We start from the raw sequence: 26,372 nt of genomic DNA, 5'->3' as shown, positions 1-26,372 counted from the left end.
TCGGCAACGGCTTGGTCATGGGTCCTCACAGGCACCCGGCCATGGCCGGGCGCAGTTCCTTGCGATGGTCCGGGACGACGGCGGCCCGGTCGGTCAGGGGGCTCGTCGTCCGGTGGTCCCGGCGGTCGTGCCCCTCAGGTGCGCGCGGAGGTGTCCGCGTCGGACTCCTCCACTGCTGCGTTCTTCTCTTCCTCCGGCTTGGCTGCTGCCTTGCCGGTCCCTACGCTCGCTGGGTCAGGCTCTGGGTCAGGCTCCGGTTCGGCCTCAGGTCCGGCCGACGGATCATCCCCCTCCGGCCGCAGCCGTACCGACTCTTCCCTGGTGGGGAACCTCCGAGCCAGCACTATCGAGATCACCAGGGCCGCGAGGCCCAGGAGGACCGAGGTCCAGACGTTGAGGCGAAGCCCCAACACCAGCTCTGCATCGTCGATGCGAAGCATCTCGATCCAGACCCGTCCGAGAGTGTAGAGCAGAACGTACGCCCAGAATACCCGCCCATGACCCAACTTGAACCGACGGTCGAGAAAGAGAAGGGCGCCGGCCATTGCGAGGCACCACAGGAGCTCGTACAGGAACGTCGGGTGGAACAGCGTGCCCTCGGGATATGCCACGCCGGTGGCGGGGTTCGACACCAGGTACTCCGCGTCGATGTACAGCCCCCAGGGCAGCTCGGTGGGCCGCCCGTACAGCTCCTGGTTGAACCAGTTGCCGAGGCGCCCCACGGCCTGCGCGACCAGCAGGCCGGGCGCGACCGCGTCGGCGAAGGACGAGAGCTTGACGCCCTTCTGCCGGCAGCCGAGCCACGCCCCGAAGGCACCGAGCGCCACCGCGCCCCAGATGCCGAGGCCGCCCTCCCAGACGTAGAGGGCCTTGATCGGGTCGCCCCCGCCCGAGAAGTCCTCGCCGAAGTAGCAGTCGGGCGAGGACAGCACGTGATAGATCCGGCCCCCGATCAGCCCGAACGGCACCGCCCAGAACACGATCTCCAGGACGTCCTCCGGGTTGCCCCCACGGGCCTTCCACCGCCTGGCGGTCATCCAGACGGCGATCGCGATGCCCGCGAGGATCGCCAGGGCATAGGCCCGCAGCGGGAAGATCCCGAGATACCAGGTGTGCTCGGAGGGGCTGGGTATCTCGGTGGCCAGAGCAGCCGGCAGCACAGCGGTCAACTCCATGGGCAGAGTTGCCGGCAGTACGGTCAGCAGCGTCACGGGGCCTCTCCGGGGACGGCGGCCGCGCCGGCGGGTGCGTCGGGCGCGGTAGTGCGCGCAGACCGTACCCCGGCGGCGAGGTCCTCCGTCACCTCGGCCAGCTTCGTGAGACGGTCGGCCCACTCGGCCTCGTCGAGCGTCGCGTCCGACAGGAGCGGCCGGACCAGCGCGGAACCCACGATGACGCCGTCGGCGTAGCGGCCGATCTCCTCGGCCTGCGCACCGGTCGAGACGCCGAGGCCCACGCAGACGTTGGCCGCGCCTGCGGCGCGTGTGTCGGCCACGAGCTGCTCGGCGCGCGAGCCCACCTCAGTCCGCACCCCGGTCACGCCCATGAGCGACGCCGCGTAGACAAACCCGCGCGTCGCGTCCACCGTGCGGCGGAGCCGCTCCGGTGTCGAGCTCGGCGCCACGAGGAAGACGCGGTCCAGGCCGTGCGCCGTGCTCGCGGCGATCCAGTCGGGACCCTCGTCCGGGATGAGGTCGGGCGTGATCAGCCCTGCGCCCCCCGCGGCGGCCAGGTCACGCGCGAACGCGTCGGCACCGTACTTGAGCACCGGGTTCCAGTAGGTCATGACGAGCACGGGTACGTGCGGCGCGTAGTCGGAGAGCTCCCGCAGCACGCGGAACACGTCCTTCACGCGCACGCCCGCGTCCAGCGCACCCTGCGCGGCCTGCTGGACCACGGGGCCGTCGAGCACCGGATCGGTGTAGGGGATGCCGAGCTCGACGATGTCCACGCCGTGGTCGATCAGCGTCTTGATCGCCTCGATCGACCGGTCCACCGTCGGGAAGCCCACCGGCAGGTAGCCCACGAGGGCCGGCCGGTTCTCCTGCGTGCGCAGCCGGTCGATGAGGTCGCTCGTACGCGACCCGGTAGCCGGCTCTGTCACGGTGCTCATCCCCGGCCCTCCTGCCGCTCGAGCTCTTCTGCCGCTGCTCGGTTGCCTGAGTCGGCACCGTCGAGCAGTCCGAACCACCGGGCCGCCGTCGCCACGTCCTTGTCGCCGCGACCGGAGAGGTTCACGAGGATCAGGAGCGGCTCGCCGTCGGGCCCTGTGCGGCCCTCCGCGGCAGCGGCCTTGCCGATCCGCAGCGCGCCCGCGAGGGCGTGCGCCGACTCGATGGCCGGGATGATGCCCTCGGTGCGGCACAGGAGGTGGAACGCCTCCATGGCCTCGACGTCGGTCACCGGCTCATAGGTGGCGCGGCCCAGGTCGTGCAGCCAGGCGTGGGCAGGTCCGACGCTCGGGTAGTCCAGGCCCGCCGACACCGAGTGGCTGGGCAGGGTCTGGCCGTCGTCGTCCTGCAGCAGGTAGGACCGTGCGCCGTGCAGCACGCCGAGCGCGCCGCCGCTGAACCGGGCCGCGTGCTTGCCCGAGTCGATGCCCTCGCCACCGGCCTCGAAGCCGCACAGGTCGACGTTCTTGTCGTCGAGGAACGCGTTGAAGATGCCGAGCGCGTTGGATCCGCCGCCCACGCACGCCGCAACGACGTCGGGCAGGCGGCCGGCCCGCTCCAGGATCTGCTCCCGCGCCTCCTCACCGATGATGCGGTGGAACTGGCGCACCATCTCGGGGAACGGGTGCGGGCCCGTGACAGTGCCCAGCAGGTAGTGCGTGGACTCGACGTTGGCGACCCAGTCGCGCAGCGCCTCGTTGATCGCGTCCTTGAGCGTGCGCGAGCCGATCTTCACCGGCACGACCTCGGCGCCGAGCAGGCGCATCCGCGCCACGTTCAGCGCCTGACGCCGAGTGTCCTCCTCGCCCATGTAGATCACGCACTCGAGATCCATCAGGGCGGCGGCGGTGGCGGTCGCGACGCCGTGCTGGCCGGCCCCGGTCTCCGCGATGAGGCGCTTCTTGCCCATGCGCTTGACCAGCAGGGCCTGCCCCAGCACGTTGTTGATCTTGTGCGAGCCGGTGTGGTTGAGGTCCTCGCGCTTGAGGAACACGCGCACATCGCCTGCGTGCGCCGCGAATCGCTGCACCTCGGTCAGCGGGCTCGGCCGGCCCGTGTATTCCCGGTGCAGGCGCTGCAGCTCGGCCGCGAACTCGGGGTCGTCGGCCGCCTTGCGGAACTCGGTGTCGAGCTCGTCGAGCGCGGCGATGAGCGCCTCTGGTACGAAACGCCCGCCGTACTGACCGAAGTACGGGCCGGAGACGTCGGACAGCTTAACGGAGGTCACCTCGGATCCCTTCAAGCCGGACGGACGGACCGCAGCGACGGGTGCGAGCCGGCCGCGACGAGGTCTGCCACCGACGAGCGCGGCGCGCGGTCGGTCACCAGGGCCTCGCCCACCAGGACGCCGTCAGCGCCCGCGCGGGCCATCTCCATCACGTCGTGCGGGCCTCGGATGCCGGACTCCGCGATCTTGATCACGTCGTCCGGGATGTACTCGGCGAGGCTGCGGAACAGTCCGCGGTCCAGCTCGAGGGTCTTCAGGTTGCGCGCGTTGACGCCCACCACCCGAGCCCCGGCGTCCACGGCCCGGCGCACCTCCTCGAGGTTGTGCGCCTCCACCAGTGCGGTCATGCCGAGCGAGTGCACCCGCTCGACGAGCGACTCGAGCACGGTCTGCTCGAGAGCCGCCACGATGATCAGCACCAGGTCGGCCCCGTGGGCTCGCGCCTCCCAGACCTGGTAGGGCGTCACCACGAAGTCCTTGCGCAGCACCGGGACGTCCACCCGGGCCCGCACCGCGTCCAGGTCGGCCAGCGACCCGTTGAACCGGCGCTGCTCGGTGAGCACGGAGATGGCGGACGCGCCGCCGGACTCGTACTCGACGGCGAGCGCGGCCGGGTCGTCGATGGAAGCGAGCGAACCCTTGCTCGGGCTCGAGCGCTTCACCTCGGCGATCACCGAGACGGCGTCCGCCTGCTTGAGGCGACCGAGGCACTCGAGGGCCCCGGGCACCGCGGTGGCGCGCTCCTTGAGCGCGTCGAGAGACACACGTGCCTCACGCTCCGCGAGGTCCTCACGAACTCCCGCGACGATGTCCTCCAGGACCGACATGTAATGAGCCTCCCCGTGCCCTTGCTCTGCCCTCGTCTTACGCCTCGTACGTTTGCTGGGGGCGATCGGCCCCATGGCCATCGTAGGCGGACCAAAGGTGTGGTCCTGACCACTCCCGGAGCGTGAGACGACGTTCCGTCAGATCCCGGGCCGGGAGTCGTCCGAGGACTCCCTGGAGATCACCTGATCAGGTCCACGGCGTCAGGTACGGCTGCAGCCAGGGGAGGTTGCGTGCGACGAAGAACGCCAGCGCGACCCCGAGGGTGACCCACCCTGCCGTACTGGTCAGGCCCTTGACGGGCCGGCCGCGCGCGGCGGAGACGAGCCACACCAGCCACAGGAGCACCACGACGGGGGCGGTCACCGTCCACAGCGCGTTCGCCGACCAGGCGCCCACGAGGTCGAGATGCGCCAGGTCGTGGGTGGCGCGCAGGCCCCCGCAGAGCGGGCAGGCCAGGCCGGTCAGCTCCAGGAGCGGGCAGAACCCGTAGGAGCCGCGTGCGTGCGGGTCGCGCAGCGCGACCAGCAGCGTTGCCGCACCGACCGCGGCGCCTGCCAGCAGCGGCGCACGCAGCGAGGGCCTGCCGGCCTCCGGCACGGCCCGGGCGGCCGGATCCCCCGCGTGGGGGCCGGTGCGCCGGGCCGACGCCTCAGGAACCCGTTCCACCGGCCAGGAACCTCGTGACGATGAGCCCGATCACCAGGGCGAAGATCACGAGGGAGGTCCAGCCGAGCACGACGCCGGTCAGCGCCATGCGCTCGTTGTCGGCCTCGCCGGCCCGCACGGCCCTGCGGCCCTTGTTCCCGACGATGATGGCGGGGACCCCCGTGAGGACTCCCAGTGCCAGCACCACCGAGGCGATGCCCAGCACGAGCGACCACGCCCCCAGGTTGTTCCTGGGGTACGCGGCTGCGGGCGGCGCAGCCATCGCGAGGGCGGTCATCGCCTTATCGTCCGACGCTCTTCTGGCCCATGCCGAGGTTGCGCAGCACGAGGCCGACGATCAGCGACGCGCCGATCACCACGAAGCCCAGCACGAACAGGACCAGCCAGGAGGACCAGGACTGGGCGACCAGCACACCCCACGCGCAGACGAGCACGCCCAGCGTGATCCCGGCCATCGTGACCCACGCGGCGACCGTGTGGCCGTGGTTGGTCGGCGGGACGCCCGGCGGGAGGTAGGCGATCTCGGGCTTGTTGTCGGTCATCGCAGGTGGGTGCCTTTCGTGTCGTGCGGTACGCGCTCAGCCTAACCGCTCCAGGTCAGGTCAGCGGCCCGTGGGGTCGTCGCCGCGGGACAGTGCGTCCCAGGCGTCGTGGGGGTCGATCTGGTCGTCGTCGGCCCCTTGCACGGAACCGGTGGTGGTCTCGCCGGGGGGCTCGGTGGAGGGTTCGGCCGCGGACCCGGCCGCGGGCTCCGTTCCGCCACCTGCCGGCGCGCCGGCGGCCGCGAGGTCCGTGCGTTCGTGCCGACCGGACGTCGCCGCCCAGCCGGGGGCTGCTATCGCGCCCCAGACCGCCACGACCACGGCGAGCACGCCCGTGGCGAGCGCGGCCCACGGCCACAGGGTCAGCGTGACGGGCGACGTGAGCTCCGTGACGCCGCTCGTCGCGGACGCGGCGGCGGTGGCGGCAGGCGTCGGGTCGCCGACGACGACGAGCGTGCTCGCCACCACCAGCACCCCGGCGGCCGCCGCGATCACGAGGGCGACGTACCGGGCCACGCGCCCCGTGAGCGCGCACGCGATGCCGGCGGCCAGGAGCACGAGCGCCCCTGCCCCGACACCCGGCGCTGCCGAGGTGCCCGCCGCTGCGACTGCTACCTCGGACTCCAGTGCCGTGGCCACCGTCGTGGTCACCCAGGTGGGCGAGCCGGTGCCGAACGTGAGCGCGCCGAGGACGAGGAGCGCGAGGACGGTGCGGGTGCGGGTCACTTGTCGCCCCCGGCGGGCCGCAGCGGCGTCAGGCGCGATGCGAGCTGGATGGCCCGTACCGCCGCGGCCGCCTTGTTGCGCGACTCCGCGTACTCGAGGGCGGGCACGGAGTCCGCGACGATGCCCCCGCCCGCCTGCACGCTGGCGCGGCCGTCGGCGATGTACGCGGTGCGGATGGCGATCGCCATGTCCATGTTGCCGCCGAAGTCGAAGTAGCCGCACACCCCGCCGTAGATACCGCGGGAGGCGGGCTCGAGCTCGTCGATCAGGGCGATCGCGCGCGGCTTGGGGGCACCGGACAGCGTGCCTGCCGGGAAGGTCGCCCGCAGCGCGTCCAGAGCGCTGCGGCCGGCGCGGAGCCGGCCCACCACCGTCGAGCACATGTGCATGATGTGGCTGAACCGACGCACCTTCATGAACTCGACGACCTCGACGCTGGTGGGCTCGCACACCTTCACCATGTCGTTGCGGGACAGGTCGACGAGCATGATGTGCTCGGCCCGTTCCTTGGGGTCGGCGAGGAGCTCCTCGCCGAGCTCCGCGTCCTCCTCCGGCTGCGCGCCACGAGGCCGCGACCCGGCGATCGGGTAGGTGGTGACGTGGCCGTCGTCGACCTTCACGAGGGTCTCCGGGCTGGAGCCCACCACGGCGAACTCTGCGCCGTCGGGCTTGGCCAGGTGGAAGTAGTACATGTACGGGCTCGGGTTCACCGTGCGCAGCGCGCGGTAGACGTCCAACGGATCCGCCGGACAGTCCAGGTCCAGGCGCTGGGAGAGCACCACCTGGAACACCTCGCCGTCGCGGATCGCCTCCTTGCCCGCGAGCACCGCGTTCTCGAACTCGTCCTGGGTGGACCGGAACTCGAGCTGCGGCTCGGGGCCGTCGACGACCACGGACGTGACGCGCGCCCCGCCGGCGGCGAGCTGCGCCTCCATGGCGTCCAGCCTGGAGACGGCGTCCGCGTAGGCCTCGTCGACGCGCTCGTCGGTGGCGTCGGCGTTGATCGCGTTGGCGACCAGCCACACCGTCCCCTCCCGGTGGTCCACCACGGCGAGGTCGGTGGCGAGGCACAGCGCGAGCTCGGGGGCACCCACCTCGTCGGGGGCTGTCGACGGGAGCGTCGGCTCCCAGTGCCGCACGATGTCCCAGCCCAGCACCCCCGCGAGGCCGCCGGTGAGCGGCGGCAGGTTCGCCACACCGGGCGTGCGCAGCGCGGTGAGGGCCGCTTCCAGGACCTCGACGACGTCGCCGTCGGTCGGGATGCCCACCGGCACGTCACCCGTCCAGACGGCCTGTCCGTTGTCGCTGGTCAGCGTCGCGCGGGACGTGACGCCGACGAACGACCAGCGCGCCCAGACGCCGTCGGACTCCGCCGACTCCAGGATGAAGCTGCCGGGCCTGCTCTGGGCGAGGGTCCGGTAGAGGCCGACGGGCGTGGCGTCGTCGGCGAGCAGGGGGCGGACCACCGGGACCACGCGGCGGTCGGTCGCCATCTCCCGGAACTCCCCGAGGCTCGGCCAGGTGCGACCCCAGGGCAGGTCGGCGGGTGCGGTCGCCGTGCGGGCCTCGTGGGGGTCGATCTGGGTGTCGAGCTGAGTCACCGGTACTCCTCGTTCCGCTGGTTGCGTTCTGCGACGTCCTGCTGGCCACGCTCTCCGACCACGGCGCCGAGGTCGCCCCCCGCGTCGAAGCAGGTGCGCGTGCCGGTGTGGCACGCGGCGCCCACCTGGTCCACCTGGACGAGCAGGGCGTCGCCGTCGCAGTCGATGCTCACGGCCTTGACGTACTGGGCGTGCCCGGACGTGTCGCCCTTGCGCCAGTACTCCTCGCGGCTCCGGGACCAGAAGGTCACGCGGCCCTCCGTGAGGGTGCGGCGCAGGGCCTCGTCGTCCATCCAGCCGACCATGAGCACCTCGCCCGTGTCGTGCTGCTGCACGACGGCGGCCACCAGGCCGGCATCGTCCCGCTTGAGTCGGGCAGAGATCGTGGGATCGAGAACGTCGGGCACCTGAGAATCCTGCCACGTCGCGGGCCGACGGCGGTGTGATGTCCGCCGCCGTCGCGTGTCGACAAGGGGGAGTCGGCCTGCCCGGAGGCTGTCCGGTCCGCGCCGCGCACGGGTGCCTGCGGCGAGGGCCCTCGCCGCGAGAGGCCCGCCGCGCGGCGTCGAACCGCAGGTTGCACGTCTGGGCGGCGCTCGAACCGCAAGTTGCACGTCCGGCGCCCGCCGAACCGCAAGTTGCACGTCTGGCGCCCGCCGAACCGCAAGTTGCACGTCCGGCGCCCGCCGAACCGCAAGTTGCACGTCTTGACAGGCGCCGAACCGCAAGTTTGTGCCCCTGTGCTGCGCCGAACCGAACGCTGCGCGTCGATTCGGGGCTCGCAGGACGTCCAACCTTCGGTTCGACACGAAGATCGACGGGCAGGTTGCGGTTCGGCGCCGAGAGATCCGGAAACAGACGGCCAAGTTGCGCTTCGGCGCGGAGAGACCCGGTTACCGACTAGCAGGCTGCGGTTCGGCCCTCGTCGTCGCCAGCCGATCAGCGGAGCTCGCTGTTGTACTGGTCGAGCGTTGCGCGGACCTTGCTGGATACTGCGCCGGGCGTGTTGACCGCCTGCTTCCGAAAGTGCAGTACGACCGCAGAGACAGCGGTGATGTCGTTGTGCCGCTCAGCATTGGCGGCGAGCTGCGCCATGCCGTGGTGCTCGTCGCTGTCGATCTCCGCGATCAGGAGCCGTCCGTCCTTGAACTTCCATCCCAGATCGCCTCGGCGCACGACTCCGGACAGGTCACGGACCGGCACCTGCAGCACATCCGGCGGTACGCCGCCGTCGACACAGTCGAGTCGGGCCCTGGACTCGGGCGGAGACTCCGCCCTCGCGTCCACCTCGCCGAAGAAGCCGTGCCGCGTGGCGATTCCTCGCCGCCCGCGAGTTCGGTCGTGCACCTCGTCCAGCTCGTCGCGGGTCAGGAGCCCTCTGTTCAGGACATTGTCCATCACCCCGACCGCCTGGAACCGGTCCATCTCAGGCACGGCCTGGACCAGCGCCCAGTCCACGGTGGCCACCGTGATCCCGTCGACCTCGGTGACCGTCATCCCGGCGTCGAACATCCGGGCGTGTATTCCGTCACGCGAGTATGCGCGGCGCCCGCCTGGTAGGGCTGCCTGCGGCTCGAGCGCGATCGGGAGGCCCCAGACACCATGGATCGCCAGCGCGCACGCACCGACCACCACCGAATCCGGCCCGAGCGCGAGCTTCGCCGCAAAGGCAGCCCGCCGCCGACGGCGATCCGGATGCCGCATCACGATCGGAGTCGAATCGGTGTCGTACACGCCACGGGCAACGCGCAGCCAGACACCCGAATCGAGCAGGCGGGCGACACGCGTCAGTGACACACCGAGCTCACGACACTGCGTGGTCGTGATCAGACCTGCCTGGGCCTCGGCGATGATCGCAAGGTCGCTGGGTACTTCGATCCTTCGTCCCATGGCGCCAGCAAACGTGACCGAGCCAGGCGTGATGGCACGGCAGCCGGCGGCCTGTGCACGAGTGCCGCCCGACGGCGGATGTGGTCGCGCTCATTGAGTTCTGCCGCCGTCGACAGGTGCTGCCCGGGGCGTAGGCATTTTCACGCGTCGGGTATCAGCCACCAGCCCCACGCCGTCCCACACGCCAGCAGTGCAGCTCGCCACGTCGCCGAGCTGCAAGGTAGGCGTCCTGCCGCCAGACTGGCCCGCGCTGAACCGCAAGCTGGGCGTCCACACGCCCCAACCATCGGCGTCGAACCGCAACCTGCGTGTCAATCTCGGCGTCGAACCGAAGGTTGTACGTCCAGTTCGGGGCCAATCAACGCGTGGGTTGCGGCTCGACGGCGACAGCGACGGCTAACTTGCGGCTCGACGTCCCCAGCAACGACTAACTTGCGGCTCGACGTCCCCAGCAACGACTAACTTGCGGCTCGACAGCCCCAGCAACGACTACCTTGCGGCTCGACGGCCCCAGCGACGACTAACTTGCGGCTCGACGGCGACAGCCCGTCGCCTACCTCGTCTGCGCCACCCAGCTCGCGTGCATGCGGGCGTAGATGCCGTCGGCGGCCGCGAGCTCGTCGTGCGGGCCGACCTCAGCCACGTGGCCCTGGTCCACCACGACCACCAGGTCGGACGCCTCCGCGGTCGAGAGCCGGTGCGCGATGGTGATCGTGGACCGGCCCGCCGTCAGGGAGTCGAGGGCCCGCGCGATGCGGACCTCGGTCGCGGGATCCACCGCCGACGTCGCCTCGTCGAGCACGAGCAGGTCCGGCTGGGCGAGGTAAGCGCGTGCGATCGCGACGAGCTGCCGCTCCCCCGCCGACAGCGACTCGCCGCGCTGGCCCACCTCGGTGTCGAGGCCGTCGGGCAGGTCGGCCACCCAGTCGGAGAGCCCGAGCTCGACGAACGCCTGCGCGACGGCGGCACGCGTCCTTGATGCGGTCTCGGCGGACTCGACCGCCGGCCCGCCGTCGGAGCCCACCGGAGCCCGGAGGCCGTACGCCGCGTTCTCCAGCACCGTCCCGTCGAAGAGGAAGCCCTCCTGCGGCACGAGCACCACTCGCTCACGCAGCGACGCGAACGCCAGGTCGCGCAGGTCGACGCCGTCCAGCTCCACGGCACCGGACGTCGGGTCCATGAGGCGGGTGACGAGCTTGGCGATCGTGGTCTTGCCGGATCCGGTCTGCCCCACCACCGCCACCTTGGTCCGCGGCGGCAGGTCCAGCGTCACGCCGTGCAGCACCTCGGGCCCGTTCGGGTACGAGAACCGGACGTCGCGCAGGGTCACGTGGGCGGGCCCGCGCTGCTGCGTCACCGCGTCCGGCTTCTCGGCCACCTGGACCGGCGTCTCGATGACCGCGATCACCCGCCGCCACCCGGCCACGGCGTTCTGCAGCTCGTTGAGGATCTCGGTCGCCATCTGCACGGGCCCGGTGAACAGCTGCACGAGGAACAGGAAGGCCACGAGCTGGCCCGCCGTCAGGCCGCCGCCGACCCCGAGCAGGGTGCCGACGACCACGACGACCGCGAGCACCAGGTTCGCGATCAGAACACCCGACGAGAACGTCGCCGCGACCAGGACCTGGGACCGGGCCTGCGCGCTGCGGGTCGCCTCGACGGCGTCGCCGATCCGGCGCCCCGTGCGCTCGGACGCGCCGTACGCACGCACCGTCTCGGCACCGACGACCGACTCGGAGACGGCACCCAGCATCGCCCCGACGCGCTCGCGCACCAGCGTGTAGGCACGGTTGACGTACTTCTGCCCGTACCGGATCACGAGGAACATCGGCACGAAGCTGATCCAGACCACGGCCGTGAGGATCGGCGAGTAGACGAGCATCAGCCCGGTCGCCACCACGATCTGCAAGGCGCTGACCAGCAGCATGATGCCGCCCCACTGCACGAACAGCGACACGGTGTCGACGTCGTTGGTCACGCGGGAGACCAGCGCTCCTCGCCGCTCCGTGTTCTGCGTGAGGGTCGAGAGGTTGTGCACGTGCCGGAACGCCTTGACCCGCAGCGTCGCCAGGCCGGCCTCGGCCGAGCGGAACAGGCGCACGTTGACGAGGGCCGCGCACAGGCCTGCGAGCACGAGCGCCCCCGCCGCCAGCGACGCGAGCAGCACGACTCGCCCTGCGTCGGGCCCCGCGTCGGCAAGGATGCCGACGTCGATGGTCTGCTGCACCGCGAGCGGCACCACCACGCGGCCGGCGGCCGCGAGGGACGCGAGGCCGAGCGTGATCCAGATTCCCTTGGTGATCTCTGGGCTGATCTGGACCCCGCGACGCAGGGTGGCGAAGACGCCGAGATTGCTGGTGGACTCGATGCGGGCGCCGTCGGCGTCCAGCAGGTCCTCCGGAACGTCGGTCACATCGGGTTCGTCCGTCGCCGTGGTCATCCGGCCACCTCTTCCAGCTCGTCGTCCAAGGCGCCGGCGGCGGCCGCGTCCGCCCGTTCCTGCTCGCGGCGCTCGGTCTCGACCTCGTAGGCCGTCGCGAGCTCCCGGTAGCCGGGGTCGCGTGCCATCAGCTCGTCGTGCGTCCCCGCATCGACCACTCGGCCGCCGTCGACGTGGATGACCCGGTCCGCCAGCGTCACCGACGACATGCGGTAGGCGACCATGATCACGGTGGTGCCTGGGCTGCCGCCGCCCGCCGCCGTAGCGGCTCCTGGCTCGGCCGTGCCTGCCACCCTCTCGTCGGCCCGGTCGGCCAGGCCCCGCAGGATCTCCTGCTCCACCCGTGGGTCGACGGCGCTGGTCGCGTCGTCGAGCACGAGCAGCCGCGGGCCGCGCACCAGGGCGCGCGCGATCGCGAGCCGTTGTCGCTGACCACCCGACAGGTTGGCGCCGCGCTCCCCCAGTGGTGCGTCGAGGCCGCCGGCGAGGGCGCGGACCGTGTCCTCCAGGCGGGCGAGCCGCAGCGCGTCCCACACCTCGGAGTCCGACGGCGCTCCTGGCGCGCCCTCGTCGGCGAGCGTCACGTTGCCGCGCACCGTGTCCTCGAAGATGAACGTGGTCTGCGTGACGAACGCGACCTGGTCCGGGATCTCACCGTCGGCGAGGGTCCGCGCATCGACGCCGTCGAGCAGGACGCTCCCGCGGGTGGGGTCGGACAGCCGGGCCAGCAGGCTCACCAGGGTGGTCTTGCCGGAGCCGGTGGTGCCGACGACGGCGACGGTCGCACCCGGCTCCACGTCGACGTCCACGCCGTCCAGCAGCGTGATCGGGCGGCGCTGTGCCCCGCTGAGCGCGGGCACGTCGACGCCCACGCCCTCCAGACGGACCGCCAGGCCCGGCTGACCGGGTGTCCGCGGCAGCCTGGCGTCGCCGTACGCGAGCGCTCCGCTCGAGTCCACGACCTGCGCGATGCGCTCGTAGCCGACCAGCGCGCGCGGCAGCTCGCCGAGCACCCAGCCGAACGCCTGGACCGGCACCGTCATCATCGTGAGCAGGTAGGCGGCGGTGACGATGTCGCCGGCGACCACGTCACCGGTGGAGATGCGCCAGGTGCCGATGCCGAGCACCAGCAGGGTGCCGACGGCCGGCAGGGTCTGGATCACCGGGTCGAACAGCGAGCGCACGATGCCGACGCGCACGTTCGCGGCGCGCAGCTCCTGGGTGCGGTCGTCGAACCGGCGCTCCTCGCGGCCCTCGGTCCCGAGCGACTTGACGAGGAGGGCCGCCTCGAAGCTCTCGTGCGCGGCGTCGGCGACGTCGCCGCGCAGGCGCTGTGCCCTGGTCACCGCCGGTGACATGTGGCGCTGGTAGATCGCGTTCACCGCGACCGTGACGGGGATGATCGCGAGCGCCGCGATGGCGAGCCACGGGTCGATCGTGAAGAGCATGACGACGGAGACGCCGATCATGACCACCACACCGAGCGCGAACGGCAGCGGGTTGAAGACACCGGTAGCGGCCTCGGTGTCGGAGGTGGTGTGGTTGAGGAGCTGGCCGGCCGGGTGGGCGCGGTGCCAGGACGCCGGCAGGCGCAGGTACTGACGGGTCAGCGCCGTGCGGTGGTCGGCCTGGATGCGGACCACGCCGAAGCCCGCCCAGATGCGGCGGCCGGCGACGGACAGGGCGAGCGTCAGCGCGACGGCCGCGAGCACGAGGCCGCCGAGCCAGACCCGGTCGCGTGCCACCTCGTCCCCGGCGATGGCGGGGACGACGACGGAGTCGGTGGCCCAGCCGACCGCGCGGCTCACACCGACCGTCAGGGCGCCGAACACCGCTGACGCGCCCACGGCCAGGGCATAGGTGCCGGGGTGGGAGCGCATACCGCGCCACATCAGCGCGAGGGACCGGCGTACGCGGGACCCGGTCAGGGCCATCGGTCTGGATCGCGGGGCATCTGTGGGCACGGCAAAACCTCGCTTCCTCGGGGACAGCATGATTTTCTCACGGCCCGGGAATCGATTCGACAGATTTTCGCCCAGGGCATCGACGACATTAGGACCTCAACCTTGGTTGGGGTCAAGAGGGCTCTCTACCGGTTCGCAGGGACCGACGGAAGGACGGGCTCTACCGCTGGTTGGTCAGCGCACGTCGAGGCCGGCCGCACGCATCGTGTCCTTGACCTGGCCCACCGTCAGCGCGCCGAAGTGGAACACCGACGCCGCGAGCACGGCGTCCGCCCCCGCCCTGGCTGCCTCCACGAAGTGCTGGGGCGTTCCCGCCCCGCCGGACGCGACCAGCGGCACGTGCACCCGGCCCCGCACCGCGCGGAGCATCTCGAGGTCGAAACCGGCGGTGGTGCCGTCGGCATCCATCGAGTTGAGCAGGATCTCGCCCGCGCCGAGACGAGCAGCCTTCTCGGCCCACTCCACGGCGTCGATCCCGGTACCGCGCCGTCCGCCGTGCGTGGTGACCTCGTACCCCGACGGGGTGGTGACGTCGCCGGTGACCCGGCGGGCGTCGACGCTCAGCGTCAGCACCTGGGAGCCGAACCGCTGGGCGATCTCGGCGATCAGCTCTGGCCGCGCGATCGCCGCCGTGTTCACGCCCACCTTGTCGGCGCCCGCCCGGAGCAGCCGGTCGACGTCGTCCGTCGAACGCACGCCACCGCCCACCGTGAGGGGCACGAACACCTGCTCCGCGGTGCGGCGCACGACGTCGACCATGGTCTCGCGGTCACCCGACGAGGCTGACACGTCGAGGAACGTGAGCTCGTCGGCGCCCTCGGCGTCGTACCGGTCAGCGAGCTCGACCGGGTCCCCGGCGTCGCGGAGGTCGGCGAAGTTGACACCCTTGACCACTCGGCCCGCATCAACGTCCAGGCACGGGATCACGCGGATCGCGACGGACATCAGCCCTCCTTCTTCTTGGGTTCTTCCTCTGCGCCCGCCTTGTGCGGATCGAGCTTGTGCGCGTCGAGGATGTCGACCACGTACACCAGCGTCTCGCCGGCGAGCCGGCTCCTGGTGTTGGCGTAGCCGTCCTGCGGTGGTACCACCAGCAACACCTGGGATCCGACGGTCTGTTCCAGCAGCCCCTGGTCCCAGCCCGCGACCAGCCTGCCGATCCCGATCTCCGCGGACTGCGGCGGGGTGCCTTCCGTCCAGGTGGTGTCGACGACGCTTCCGTCGCTCCAGCGGACCGCGGTGAACTCGACGGTGAGGATCTGGCCGGCCCGCACCTGTTGGCCCGACCCGCGGATGAGCGGGTGCACCACGAGCTCCGTCGGGGGTTCGACGCCGCGCGGGATCCGGATCTCCGGGACGCCGAGGTCGTCGAGCCGCACCTGCGGCAGGTCCTTGGCCGGAGCAGCTCCCTCGACGCCGGACGCACGGGCGGGCAGCACGTCCACGACCAGCAGCACCGGGACACCGTCCTGCTCCTCGATGAGCGAGAGCCGTGCGCCGACGCGTTTGCCCTCGAGCGCCTCGAAGAGGTTGTTGCCGAGGGACTGCTCGGTCATCGTGTAGGCAGCGGGCGCCGTGCGGAAGGTGTTCTGCAGCTCCGAGCCGTCGCGGCCGTCCTGCGCGTAGAGGTTCAGCAGCACCGGGTCGTCGCGCTCCAGCACGTCGCCCGTGCCGGGCCAGACCGTGCGCGAGCCCGACCGCACCACGTCGAACGGCTTCTGGTAGTCGAGCGTCGGCGGGGCGCCGCTCGTTCCTTCGATCTGCAGCGGCGCCTGCGACGCCGACGACGTCGGTGCCGGACCGATGTCCACCGGCAACGACGCCGGAGCGCACGCCGCCGTCATCGCCACCGTTGACGCTGCCAGCGCACCGACGACGACACGTACCCAGGAACTCACCAGCAGATTCTCCCATGACGCGGGTGTGCCCCGGAATCGACCACTGGTCCATCCCGGGGCACCGACCAGGCCTTACATGCTCTCGATGAGGCGCTCCACACGGTCGTCCACGCTCTTGAACGGGTCCTTGCACAGCACGGTGCGCTGCGCCTGGTCGTTCAGCTTGAGGTGCACCCAGTCCACCGTGTAGTCCCTGCGTGCCTCCTGTGCCGCGCGCACGAAGTCGCCGCGCAGCTTGGCCCGCGTCGTCTGCGGCGGCAGTGCCGTGGACTCGAAGACCTCCAGGTCGGTCGTGACCCGCTCGACCATGCCACGTGCCGCGAGCAGGTTGTACAGGCCCTCCGTGCGGGAGATGTCGTGGTAGGCCAGGTCGAGCCGCGCGATGCGTGGGTCGTCGAGGCCCATGCCGTGCTTCTCCTGGTACCGCCGGATGAGCCTGAGCTTGATCGCCCAGTCCAGCTCACGGTCCACGAGCGTCAGGTCCTCCGCCTCCAGGGCGCGCAGCCCGCGCTCCCACAGGTCGAGCACCTGCTTGACGACCGGTGTGACCTCGAGATTGGCCTCGACCAGCTCCCGCGCCCGCTCGTAGTACTCCGACTGGATCTCGATGGCCGTCATGGTCCGGCCGTTGGCCAGCGTCACGGCGTGCTTGCCGGTGCGGTCGTGGCTGATCTCCCGGATGGCACGGATCGGGTTCTCCAGCGTGAGGTCACGCATCGGCACCCCGGCCTCGACGAGGCGCAGCACCAGGTCGGTGCTGCCCACCTTGAGCATCGTGGTCGGCTCCGCCATCGACGAGTCGCCGACGATGACGTGCAGCCGCCGGTACAGCTCGGCGTCCGCGTGCGGTTCGTCGCGCGTGTTGATGATGGGGCGCGACCGCGTGGTCGCGCTGGAGACGGCCTCCCAGATGTGGTCGGCGCGCTGTGAGAGGCAGTACACCGCACCGCGCGGCGTCGAGAGCACCTTGCCGGCCCCGACCAGGATCTGGCGCGTGATGAGGAACGGCACGAGCACGTCGGACAGCCGCGAGAAGTCGCCAGACCGCCGCACCAGATAGTTCTCGTGGCAGCCGTAGGAGTTGCCCGCCGAGTCCGTGTTGTTCTTGAACAGATGGATGCGGCCCGGGAGGTCCTCGTGCTCGAGGCGCTGCTGCGCGTCCGCGACGAGCCCCTCCAGGATGCGCTCCCCGCCCCGGTCGTACGACACGAGCTGGCGCACGTCGTCGCACTCCGCCGTCGCGTACTCCGGGTGCGAACCCACGTCGAGGTAGAGGCGGGAGCCGTTCCTCAGGAACACGTTCGAGGAACGGCCCCACGCCACCACCTTCCGGAACAGGTAGCGGGCGACCTCGTCAGCAGACAGACCACGCCCGTCGTCGGCCGCGCACGTCACGCCGTACTCGGTCTCGAGACCAAAGATCCTGCGGTCCATGGACTTCCCCTCCCTGTTCGCGGAACCTGCTGCTAGTGGTCGGCGCCGGGCGTGGTGCCGGGAGTGTCCCGGCCCTCGCCGGGCTCTTCCTCGGTCGGGGCTGGTTCGGTCGCGGGCTCCTCGGTCGAGGTCGCCTCGGCCGAGGAGGACTCCCCGGTCGAGTCGGCCGGGGTCTCGGGTGCAGGCAACGGCTCGGCCCTGGCCTGGGTGCTGCCTTCGGCCTCGGGGGTCGGCCGCGCGTCGGGCTCCTCCGGTTCAGTGCCCGTCGTCGACGGCTCCGCACCCTCGGCCAGGAGCTCGGCCAGGACCGGGCGGGCAAGGCGTCGGAACGACCGTCGCGGCCGGTCCCGTTCCAGCACCGCCACCTCGAGCTGGGCTGCCTCGATGGTGCGCGACGTCGATCCCTCACCGGAGCCGAGCGCGGCGACGGCGAGCCGCAGCGCCTCCCCGAGCGACATGTCCTCGCGCCAGCCCTCCTTGACGCGCCGGCCGAGCTGCTCGGCCTGACCGCCCATGACGACGAAGCCGTGCTCGTCCGCCACCGTGCCGTCATAGGTGAGCCGGTAGATCTGGTCGTCCGCCGAGTCCGCACCCACCTCTGCGACGACGATCTCCACCTCGAGCGGCTTGGACTCGGTGATGAACACGGTGCCGAGCGTCTGCGCGTACGCGTTGGCCAGGCCACGCGCCGTCACGTCCGACCGGTCGTAGGAGAAGCCGCGCATGTCGGCGTACCGCACGCCGGCCACCCGCAGGTTCTCGAACTCGTTGTACTTGCCGACGGCCGCGAAGGCGATGCGGTCGTAGATCTCCGAGATCTTGTGCAGCGCGCGCGACGGGTTCTCGGTGGCGAACGCGATGCCGCCGTCGTAGGCGAGCACCACAACGGACCGGCCCCGAGCGATGCCCTTCCGGGCGAAGTCCGCCCGGTCCTTCATCAGCTGCTCTGGTGAGACGTAGAACGGCATGTTCATGCGAGGTGCCCCCTCTCTCGGCGCTGCGCCACGATCTGCTCCGCGACACGGGAGATCTCCGCGTCCTCGATGCGCTGATAGCCGTCCTCGGACACCGTTGCGACCACCGGGAAGATCCCGCGCACCGTGTCGGGGCCGCCCGTCGCCGAGTCGTCGTCCGCGGCGTCGTACAGGGCCTCGACCGCGACGTGGACCGCTGCCTCGGCGTCCATCCCACGGCGCCAGAGCTTCTTCAGCGCGCCGCGAGCGAAGATCGAGCCCGAGCCCACGCCGTGGTGCTCGTGCTCCTCGTACCGCCCACCGGTGGCGTCGTAGCTGAAGATCCGGCCGGTGCCCTTGGCCAGGTCGTAGCCCGCGAACAGTGGCACCACCGCGAGCCCCTGCATGGCCATGGGCAGGTTGCCACGCAGCATCGTGGCCAGGCGGTTCGCCTTGCCCGTGAGCGAGAGCAGCGAGCCCTCGATCTTCTCGTAGTGCTCGAGCTCGAGCTGGAAGAGCCGCACCAGCTCCAGCCCGATACCGGCAGAGCCTGCGATGCCGACGGCCGAGTACTCGTCCGCCGGGAACACCTTCTCGATGCTGCGGCTGGCGATCATGGGACCGGCGGTCGCCCGGCGGTCACCCGCCAGCAGGACGCCACCGTCGAAGGTGAGCGCCACGATCGTGGTGGCGTGCGGGGACAGGGTCGCCGGGTCGGTCACGCCGACCGGCATGACCCGGTTCCCGGGCAGGCGGTCGGGGGCGTGCTCGGCCAGGAAGTCCACGAAGGACGACGATCCCGGACGCAAGAAGGCGTCCGGGAGTCGTCCTGTGGTGCGGTCTGCGCTCAGGGTCACTGCCCACCCTTCTGGACGAATCCACGAACGAACGACTCGGCGTTGGTCTCCAGGACCCCGTCGATCTCCTCGAGGAGAGCGTCGACCTCGTCGTCGTCCTTCTGTGCCGCCGCAGCGGCGGGGGCCGGAGCCTCCGCGTCGTCGTCGGGAGTGCGGTCCTCGTGTGACGGGTTGATTTGTTCCTGACCGGCCATGATCGCCTCCTGGTGATTCTCTGACGTAGTGCTGGTCTCGAAGCCTAGGCCCTGACCCTAGATATTGACCCTAGGCGGTGACACTGACATAGAAGGTCACCTTCTTCCGGAGAGTCCCGCGAGCAGGGTCGCGGCATCAGGGCTCGCGTCGAGCAGTGCGCCGATGTGGCGTCGTGTGCCACGGGTCGGGTCGAGCATCGGCACGCGCTGCAGCGCCTGGGCACCGTCGACGTCGAAGATGACCGAGTCCCAGCTCGCCGCCGAGATCTGGTCCCCGTAGCGAGCCATCACCTCGCCCCGGAAGTAGGCGCGTGTGTCCGTCGGCGGGTGCTGCACCGCCCGCGCGACGCTCTCCTCGTCGACGATGCGGTCCACCGCGCCCTTGGCGAGCAGCCGGTGGTAGATACCGCGCTCGGGGCGCACGTCGGACCACTGCAGGTCCATGGCGTGCAGCCGCGGGTGGTCCCACTCCAGGTTGTCCCGCAAGCGCAGCCGGTCGAGCAGGCGCATCTTGGCGATCCACTCCACCTCGCGTGCACAGCTCGCCCGGTCGGTGCGGAGCCGCTCCACGACCGACGCCCAGCGGTCCAGCACGGCGTCCGACTCCGCGTCGGTACCGAGCACCTTCAGGGAGCGCCGTACGACGTCGGCGATCTCGCCCTGGACCTGCAGCGCCGTCATCGTCCGACCGTCGGCCAGGTCGAGCGGTGCGGTCAGCTCGAGGTCACGCGACACCTTCTGCACGTCGCTGACGGGGCTGGCCAGGCGCAGCGCACCGAGCTCCGCGCGGGCGTCCACGCCCTCGGCTGCCAGCTCGTCGAGGTGCTCCAGCACCCACAGGACCAGCGAGGTGGTGCCCGTCTTGAGGTAGGTGGGCACCTCCATGAGGTTGGCGTCGCCGACGATGAGGTGCAGACGCCGCCACCGCTGCCGGTCGGCGTGCGGCTCGTCGCGGGTGTTCACGATGGGTCGGCGCAGCGTCGTCTCCAGGCCGATCTCGGCCTCGATGTAGTCGGCGCGCTGCGAGATCTGATAGCCGGCGGTACCGCTCGTCGCGCCGAGGCCCACCCGGCCGGAGCCCGTGAACACCTGCCGGGTGACGAGGAACGGCGTGATGAGCTCGGCAAGCGTGGTGAAGGGCAGCGCCCGGTCGACGAGGTAGTTCTCGTGCGTGCCGTAGCTGGCGCCCTTGCCGTCCACGTTGTTCTTGTAGAGCACCACCTCGCTGCCGGGGAAGCTGGCCAGCTCCCGCAGCGCGGCGAGCATGACCCGCTCCCCGGCGACGTCCCACCGCACGATGTCCTCAGGAGTCATCACCTCGGGCGAGGAGTACTCGGGATGGGCGTGGTCCACGTACAGCCGCGCGCCGTTCGTGAGGATCACGTTGGCGGCGCTGGGGTCGTCGTACTCCTCTGCGGGCGGCCGCTCGACCTCTTGCGTCGACCCGGTCCGGCGTCGGCCCCGGCCCGGCAGACCCGGCTCCACCACGGGCACCTGCCCGGTGACGGGGCCCGACGGCGCGGGCAGCGCCGGGTCGTCGGTCAGCATCGACGGCTGCGCCGAGGCGCGGTCGAGGTGGAACCCGCGCGCGTCCTGCAGCGGGTCCTCGTCGTCATAGTCCCAGCGAGCCTTGCCACCCGTACCCTCGGTACGCGTGGAGATCGCTCGGTAGGTTGTCACCACCTGGCTGGAGAGCAGCATGGGGTTGGCCAGGGGACGACCTGGCTGCAGCACCCCGTACTCGGTCTCGATGCCCATCACACGACGCACGCTCACGTCCACCACCCTATGCCGGAGTAGTCCCGTTGGTCGGGCAGGGTCCGCACCCGCCTGACGGCGGACGCGGACCCTGCCCCGCTCGTTGTCAGAGGTACTGACCGGTGTTCTGGACGGTGTCGATGGTGCGGGGCGTCGAACCCTCGCCCTTCTTCTGGACGATGGTCCGGATGAAGACGATGCGCTCGCCCTTCTTGCCGCTGATGCGGGCCCAGTCGTCGGGGTTCGTCGTGTTCGGGAGGTCCTCGTTCTCCTTGAACTCGTCGACGCACGCGGTGAGCAGGTGCTCGACGCGGATGCCCTTCTGCCCGGTGGACAAGAAGTCCTTGATCGCGTTCTTCTTGGCGCGGTCCACGACGTTCTGGATCATGGCACCGGAGTTGAAGTCCTTGAAGAACAGGACCTCCTTGTCCCCGGACGCGTAGGTGACCTCGAGGAACTGGTTCTCCTCGTCCTCCGAGTACATCCGCGCGACGACCGAGGTGATCATCCCGTCGAGGGCCGAGGCGATGTTGCCTTCGTACTCCGCCAGGTCCTCGGCGTGGATCGGCAGCTCCTTGGTGAGGTACTTGCCGAAGATCTCCTTGGCGCCCTCCGCGTCGGGCCGCTCGATCTTGATCTTCACGTCGAGACGTCCCGGGCGCAGGATGGCCGGGTCGATCATGTCCTCACGGTTGGAAGCACCGATGACGATGACGTTGTCGAGCCGCTCCACGCCGTCGATCTCCGCGAGGAGCTGGGGCACGATGGTGGTCTCCACGTCCGAGGAGAGCCCCGTGCCGCGGGTGCGGAACAGCGACTCCATCTCGTCGAAGAAGACGACGACGGGCATGCCCTGGCTGGCCTTCTCGCGAGCACGGGAGAAGATCAGCCGGATGTGCCGCTCGGTCTCGCCGACGTACTTGTTGAGCAGCTCCGGGCCCTTGACGTTGAGGAAGAAGCTCTTCACCTCGGGGTTGCCCCCGTTGGCACGCGCGACCATCCCGGCGAGGGAGTGGGCAACGGCCTTGGCGATGAGCGTCTTGCCACAGCCGGGCGGGCCGTAGAGGAGCACACCCTTGGGCGGGCGCAGGCCGTGCTCACGGAACAGGTCGGGATGCGCGAACGGCAGCTCGACGGCGTCCCGGATCGCCTCGATCTGCGGGCCGAGGCCGCCGATGTCCTCGTACTCGATGTCCGGGACCTCTTCGAGGACCAGCTCCTCGACCTCGGACTTCGGTACGACCTCGAAGACGAAGCCGCTGCGCGTGTCGATCGTGAGGGAGTCACCCACACGGAGGGGCACGTCCATCACCGAGCCGGCGAGGCGCACCACACGCTCCTCGTCGGCGCGGCCGACGACGAGCACCCGGTCACCGCCGAGCATCTCCTTGACGGTCACCAGCTCGCCCGTGCGCTCGTACTCGCCCGCACCGACCACGGTCATGGCCTCGTTGAGCTTGACCTCCTGGCCCGGGCTGAGCCGGGTGACGTCCAGGTTGGGGCTCGCGGACACATGCATCTTGCGGCCGGCGGACGAGATGTCGACCGAGCCGTCGGCGTGAGCCCCCAGGAACACGGCGTACGTACCCGGCGGCTTGGCAAGCTCGTCGAGCTGTTTCTTCAGCTCGACGATCTGATCACGCGCCGCACGGAGTGCCTCCGCCAGACGCTCGTTCTTGGCTGAGAGGAGGGCAATCTGGCGCTCGTAGTCGCGGTTTGGCAAAGACTCATGCTCGGGATGGTTGTATCCTGACGTGCTCTCGGTCATGACATCCCCTCTCGTAGGGCCCGGGAGGCGACCATATGACGCAAACGCCTCCGAGAACAGCACTCTAAGCACAGTCACTGACACACCGGGAGTAAGAACACCCGTTTGAGACGTCCGGGGTACGCGATCGTTACAGCCCGTTCACGCAGGCGGGGTGTTCGGATCCTCGGGAGCAACGCCCAGGTCACGTCGCACCTTACGGACCTTCCTGTCCGATATGGCACGCTCCCCCAGCTCCTCCGGAGTCCACTCCGCCTCGGGCGTCACGGGGTACGCACCCTTGGCAGGACGCCGTTTCCGCTCGGGCGCGACCACGCCGTCGGCCATCCGGCGGGCGATGATGAGGAAGCCCGTGTGCCCGATCATCCGGTGCTCGGGGCGCACGGCCAGACCCTCGAGGTGCCACCCGCGGATCATCGTCTCGAAGGCCGACGGCTCGGTGAACCGGCCGTCCGCACGCAGATCTTCCGCTGTGCGCGAAAGTTGGGTGGTGGTGGCCACGTAGCAGACGAGGACCCCGCCTGGCGCGAGGGCAGAGGCGACGGCGTCGACGTTCTCCCAGGGCGCGAGCATGTCGAGGACGACCCGGTCGACCTCGCCCGGCTCCGCTACCTGGGGCAGCACGTCGGAGAGGTCGCCGACCGAGAGCTGCCACGCCGGGTGCGGTGCGCCGAAGAACGTCTCGACGTTGCCCTGCGCGATGGCCGCGAAGTCCTCGCGCCGCTCGATCGAGTGCACGTGGCCCGCGTCGCCGACGGCACGCAGGAGGGACATGGTCAGCGCGCCGGAGCCGACGCCCGCCTCGACCACGCGTGCGCCAGGGTAGATGTCGGCCATCGCGACGATCTGCGCGGCGTCCTTCGGGTACACGACGGCGGCGCCACGAGGCATCGACAGGACGTAGTCGGCCAGCAGCGGGCGCAGGGCGAGGTACTCGATGTCCGCGGTGTTGACCACCACGGAGCCCTCGGGCTGCCCGATGATCTGCTCGTGCTTGAAGTAGCCCCTGTGCGTGTGGAAGGTCCCGCCGGGCTGCAGCGTGATGGTGTGCAGGCGCCCCTTGGGGTCGGTCAGCTGGACCTTGTCGCCCACGCGGAACGGGCCGCGGCGCAGCTCGGCACCGGTGGCGGACGGGGTATCGGTGGGTGTGGTCACGACCGACCATCCTAGGCGCTGGGCCACCTGCCCGCGTCCGGCGGCGGGCCGCCGCCCGACGCTCCGGGCGAGGCACCGCAGGTCACGCCGCGCGAACCGCCCGCGCGACGTCGGCGAGGTCGAGCACGCCGGTGACCCTGCCGGCGTCGACCATCGGGACCAGCCGTGCCCCTCCCGACCGCTGGGCCAGGTGGGTCAGGAGCTCCGTGCCCGACATCTCGGGATGGACCCCCGACCCCGCGACGAACGGCACGGCCACGGCGTCGACCCGGGTCAGGTCCCATGCCGACGCCGGTACCGCGGCGACGGCGTCACCGTCGAGCACCGCGACGGGAGCGCCGTCGTGTCCCACGACGACCACGTAAGGCGACGACGACCCGCCGCCGGCCGCCGTCCGAGCGTTCAGCGCGTCCGCGACCGTCGAGCCGAGCGGGACGAGGACGGCGGGACCCGCGAGCGCCGCGGCAGACAGCCCGGCAATCGCCTCGCGCCGCCGGCCGTTGGTGATCGCCGCCCCCGCGCCCGCCCAGAGGATCGCGCCGATCAACGCCGACCACAGGACCTCCGTCAGGGCCGGCGTGCGACCCAGGACGAACGGCACGACCAGCGCCCAGAGCAGGACGCCGACGGCGACGACCCGGCCGACCCAGCCAGCCACGACGGTGCCGGTGTTGCGCTTGCCCGTGACGGCCCAGACGAGGGACTCGAGGATCTGGCCTCCGTCGAGCGGGAGTCCGGGGAGCAGGTTGAACGCGCCGACCAACGCGTTGGACAGCGCGCCGGTCCACAGCAGGAGCGTCGGCACGTTCAGTACCGGCGATGCCTGGTAGGCCCACCAGAACCCGGCCGCGAGCGCCAGGTTCGTCAGCGGCCCGACGACCGCGACGAGGAATCCGTCGAGCGGTCGGCCGAGGCCGCCGGTGTAGGCGGTGTGGCCGCCCCAGAGCGTGACGGCAAGCTCCGTCACGTTCTGGCCGCGCGCCCTGGCGACCAGCGCGTGGGCCGCCTCGTGCAGGAGCACCGAGCCGAACAGGAGCAGCGGGAAGGCAACCGCGACGAGGTAGGCGCCTGCGCCGAGCTCCGGCGCTACCGCCTGCACGTTCGGCACGAACAGGATGGTCAGGATGAGGGCCGCGAGGAACCAGGACCGCGTGACGATGACTGGCGCGCCCGCCACGCGGCCGATCACGAACCCCTTGGAGCGCTGGGGTGCTGGCGGTGCGGGTGTGGACGCGGGCTCCGAGGTGGTCACTGGACAAACCTATCCGGCCGGTCGGCGCGGGCGGGACGGCGCGCTGTGGACAACTCCCGAGGCATGTCGGTGGCCGCCCATAGGGTTGGGGCCATGACGACGACGGAGGTTTCCCAGGGGCCGGTGCCGGGCATTCCGGCGGAGGTGGCCGAGGCCGCACCGGCGGTGAGCGCGCCCTCGCGGCCGCCGGCCCTGTCGCCGTCCCGTGCGAACGACTTCATGCAGTGCCCCCTGCTGTTCCGGTTCCGCACGGTGGACCGGCTGCCGGAACCGCCGTCGGCCGCCGCGGCGCGCGGCACCCTTGTGCACGCGGTGCTGGAGCGGCTGTACGACGCCCCGCTGGGCGAGCGGACGCTGGCCGCGGCGCACGACCTGCTCCCGGGCGAGTGGGACCGCCTGCTGGAGGCGGACGACCGGTACACGTCGCTGTTCACGGACGGGGTCGGCCCGGACGGGCAGGACCGCGACGGCTGGCTCGCTGGTGCGGGTTCGCTGCTCGGCACGTACTTCACGCTGGAGGACCCGAACCGGCTGGAGCCGGCCGAGCGGGAGCTGCTGGTGGAGTCGCAGCTCGACGGCGGCCCGCTGCTGCGCGGCATCGTGGACCGGCTGGACATCGCGCCGACCGGCGACGTGCGGGTGGTCGACTACAAGACCGGCAAGTCGCCGCGCCCTGGGTACGAGTCGTCGGCCGTGTTCCAGATGCGGTTCTACGGGCTCGTCCTGTGGCGCGAGCGCGGGGTGCTGCCCAAGATGCTGCAGCTCGTGTACCTGGGCGACGGGCAGGTGCTGCGGGGTGAGCCGACGACCGAGCACCTGGAGCACACGGAGCAGAAGATCCGCGCCATCTGGTCGGGCATCGAGGAGGCGGCCCGGACCGGGGAGTGGAAGCCGCGCAGGTCCAAGCTGTGCGGCTGGTGCGCGCACCAGTCGCTGTGCCCGGAGTTCGGCGGCACACCTCCGGAGATCCCTCAGGGGGCGGTCGCACTGCGTCTGGGCATCGCGGTCTGAGCCCGCCGCCCGGGAGGACCGGCCGAGGCCTCCGGG

Annotated in this window: 24 protein-coding genes; 1 reads left to right on the top strand and 23 read right to left on the bottom strand. The window is 71.0% G+C overall.

Features of this window, described 5'->3' with window-relative positions:
• Window positions 1-134: 134 nt before the first annotated feature.
• From lgt to ACFS27_RS14530, 23 genes are all read right to left on the bottom strand, one after another.
• Window positions 135-1,175, bottom strand: a complete 1,041-nt coding sequence (gene lgt / locus ACFS27_RS14640) for a prolipoprotein diacylglyceryl transferase (protein ID WP_377184225.1) — start codon at window positions 1,173-1,175, stop codon at window positions 135-137.
• A 32-nt stretch (window positions 1,176-1,207) separates the two neighbouring features.
• Window positions 1,208-2,113: a tryptophan synthase subunit alpha gene (gene trpA, locus ACFS27_RS14635; RefSeq protein ID WP_377184223.1), complete on the bottom strand. Its 906-nt coding sequence runs from the start codon at window positions 2,111-2,113 to the stop codon at window positions 1,208-1,210.
• Window positions 2,110-3,399 carry a tryptophan synthase subunit beta gene (gene trpB, locus ACFS27_RS14630; protein ID WP_377184221.1) on the bottom strand — a complete coding sequence of 430 codons (1,290 nt, stop codon included), beginning with the start codon at window positions 3,397-3,399 and terminating at the stop codon, window positions 2,110-2,112. Before trpB ends, trpA begins: the two co-directional genes overlap by 4 nt.
• Window positions 3,400-3,410: 11 nt before the next feature.
• Window positions 3,411-4,226 (bottom strand): indole-3-glycerol phosphate synthase TrpC, encoded by an 816-nt coding sequence (trpC, locus tag ACFS27_RS14625; RefSeq protein ID WP_377184219.1) that lies wholly within the window; start codon window positions 4,224-4,226, stop codon window positions 3,411-3,413.
• 187 nt (window positions 4,227-4,413) lie between these two features.
• Window positions 4,414-4,893 carry a DUF2752 domain-containing protein gene (locus tag ACFS27_RS14620; RefSeq protein WP_377184217.1) on the bottom strand — a complete coding sequence of 160 codons (480 nt, stop codon included), beginning with the start codon at window positions 4,891-4,893 and terminating at the stop codon, window positions 4,414-4,416.
• Window positions 4,877-5,170: a DUF4190 domain-containing protein gene (locus ACFS27_RS14615; protein WP_377184215.1), complete on the bottom strand. Its 294-nt coding sequence runs from the start codon at window positions 5,168-5,170 to the stop codon at window positions 4,877-4,879. Before ACFS27_RS14615 ends, ACFS27_RS14620 begins: the two co-directional genes overlap by 17 nt.
• A 4-nt stretch (window positions 5,171-5,174) precedes the next feature.
• Window positions 5,175-5,435 carry an HGxxPAAW family protein gene (locus ACFS27_RS14610; RefSeq protein ID WP_377184213.1) on the bottom strand — a complete coding sequence of 87 codons (261 nt, stop codon included), beginning with the start codon at window positions 5,433-5,435 and terminating at the stop codon, window positions 5,175-5,177.
• Between the two features lie 60 nt (window positions 5,436-5,495).
• Window positions 5,496-6,161, bottom strand: a complete 666-nt coding sequence (locus ACFS27_RS14605; protein WP_377184211.1) for a Trp biosynthesis-associated membrane protein — start codon at window positions 6,159-6,161, stop codon at window positions 5,496-5,498.
• The gene (locus ACFS27_RS14600; protein WP_377184209.1) at window positions 6,158-7,762 is read right to left on the bottom strand and encodes an anthranilate synthase component I; all 1,605 of its coding nucleotides are present in this window, start codon (window positions 7,760-7,762) and stop codon (window positions 6,158-6,160) included. The genes ACFS27_RS14605 and ACFS27_RS14600 overlap by 4 nt, the downstream gene beginning before the upstream one ends.
• Window positions 7,759-8,169 carry a phosphoribosyl-AMP cyclohydrolase gene (gene hisI, locus ACFS27_RS14595; protein WP_377184207.1) on the bottom strand — a complete coding sequence of 137 codons (411 nt, stop codon included), beginning with the start codon at window positions 8,167-8,169 and terminating at the stop codon, window positions 7,759-7,761. The genes ACFS27_RS14600 and hisI overlap by 4 nt, the downstream gene beginning before the upstream one ends.
• A 532-nt stretch (window positions 8,170-8,701) precedes the next feature.
• A complete protein-coding gene (locus tag ACFS27_RS14590; RefSeq protein WP_377184205.1) occupies window positions 8,702-9,652 on the bottom strand; it encodes a type IV toxin-antitoxin system AbiEi family antitoxin domain-containing protein in 951 nt (316 codons plus the stop codon).
• 553 nt (window positions 9,653-10,205) lie between these two features.
• Window positions 10,206-12,092, bottom strand: coding sequence for an ABC transporter ATP-binding protein (locus ACFS27_RS14585; protein ID WP_377184203.1), 1,887 nt, complete (start codon window positions 12,090-12,092; stop codon window positions 10,206-10,208).
• Entirely contained in the window at window positions 12,089-14,026 is a 1,938-nt protein-coding gene (locus ACFS27_RS14580) for an ABC transporter ATP-binding protein (RefSeq protein ID WP_377191039.1), read from the bottom strand. Before ACFS27_RS14580 ends, ACFS27_RS14585 begins: the two co-directional genes overlap by 4 nt.
• A gap of 204 nt (window positions 14,027-14,230) precedes the next feature.
• Window positions 14,231-15,001 (bottom strand): imidazole glycerol phosphate synthase subunit HisF, encoded by a 771-nt coding sequence (gene hisF, locus ACFS27_RS14575; RefSeq protein WP_377184201.1) that lies wholly within the window; start codon window positions 14,999-15,001, stop codon window positions 14,231-14,233.
• Window positions 15,001-15,954: an FKBP-type peptidyl-prolyl cis-trans isomerase gene (locus ACFS27_RS14570; protein ID WP_377184199.1), complete on the bottom strand. Its 954-nt coding sequence runs from the start codon at window positions 15,952-15,954 to the stop codon at window positions 15,001-15,003. The genes hisF and ACFS27_RS14570 overlap by 1 nt, the downstream gene beginning before the upstream one ends.
• 72 nt (window positions 15,955-16,026) lie before the next feature.
• Window positions 16,027-17,388, bottom strand: a complete 1,362-nt coding sequence (pafA, locus tag ACFS27_RS14565; RefSeq protein WP_377184197.1) for a Pup--protein ligase — start codon at window positions 17,386-17,388, stop codon at window positions 16,027-16,029.
• A gap of 32 nt (window positions 17,389-17,420) precedes the next feature.
• Complete coding sequence (gene prcA / locus ACFS27_RS14560) at window positions 17,421-18,362, bottom strand: proteasome subunit alpha (RefSeq protein ID WP_377184195.1); 942 nt, start codon at window positions 18,360-18,362, stop codon at window positions 17,421-17,423.
• Window positions 18,359-19,192 carry a proteasome subunit beta gene (prcB, locus tag ACFS27_RS14555; RefSeq protein ID WP_377191037.1) on the bottom strand — a complete coding sequence of 278 codons (834 nt, stop codon included), beginning with the start codon at window positions 19,190-19,192 and terminating at the stop codon, window positions 18,359-18,361. Before prcB ends, prcA begins: the two co-directional genes overlap by 4 nt.
• Before the next feature lie 2 nt (window positions 19,193-19,194).
• On the bottom strand, window positions 19,195-19,392 hold the full coding sequence (locus ACFS27_RS14550) for a ubiquitin-like protein Pup (protein WP_253877287.1): 198 nt from the start codon (window positions 19,390-19,392) through the stop codon (window positions 19,195-19,197).
• 96 nt (window positions 19,393-19,488) lie between these two features.
• The gene (gene dop / locus ACFS27_RS14545; protein WP_377191035.1) at window positions 19,489-21,150 is read right to left on the bottom strand and encodes a depupylase/deamidase Dop; all 1,662 of its coding nucleotides are present in this window, start codon (window positions 21,148-21,150) and stop codon (window positions 19,489-19,491) included.
• A gap of 106 nt (window positions 21,151-21,256) precedes the next feature.
• Entirely contained in the window at window positions 21,257-22,918 is a 1,662-nt protein-coding gene (gene arc, locus ACFS27_RS14540; protein ID WP_377184193.1) for a proteasome ATPase, read from the bottom strand.
• Window positions 22,919-23,059: 141 nt separating this feature from the next.
• On the bottom strand, window positions 23,060-24,073 hold the full coding sequence (locus ACFS27_RS14535; RefSeq protein ID WP_377184191.1) for a tRNA (adenine-N1)-methyltransferase: 1,014 nt from the start codon (window positions 24,071-24,073) through the stop codon (window positions 23,060-23,062).
• Between the two features lie 82 nt (window positions 24,074-24,155).
• The gene (locus ACFS27_RS14530; protein WP_377184189.1) at window positions 24,156-25,325 is read right to left on the bottom strand and encodes a site-2 protease family protein; all 1,170 of its coding nucleotides are present in this window, start codon (window positions 25,323-25,325) and stop codon (window positions 24,156-24,158) included.
• A gap of 93 nt (window positions 25,326-25,418) precedes the next feature.
• Between ACFS27_RS14530 and ACFS27_RS14525 the strand changes: the two genes are divergently transcribed.
• Window positions 25,419-26,336, top strand: coding sequence for a RecB family exonuclease (locus ACFS27_RS14525; RefSeq protein WP_377184187.1), 918 nt, complete (start codon window positions 25,419-25,421; stop codon window positions 26,334-26,336).
• Window positions 26,337-26,372: the final 36 nt, after the last annotated feature.

Source organism: Promicromonospora vindobonensis, from assembly GCF_042685865.1.
Taxonomy (GTDB): Bacteria; Actinomycetota; Actinomycetes; order Actinomycetales; family Cellulomonadaceae; genus Promicromonospora; species Promicromonospora vindobonensis.
This window is presented reverse-complemented; position numbering and strand designations above follow the sequence as displayed.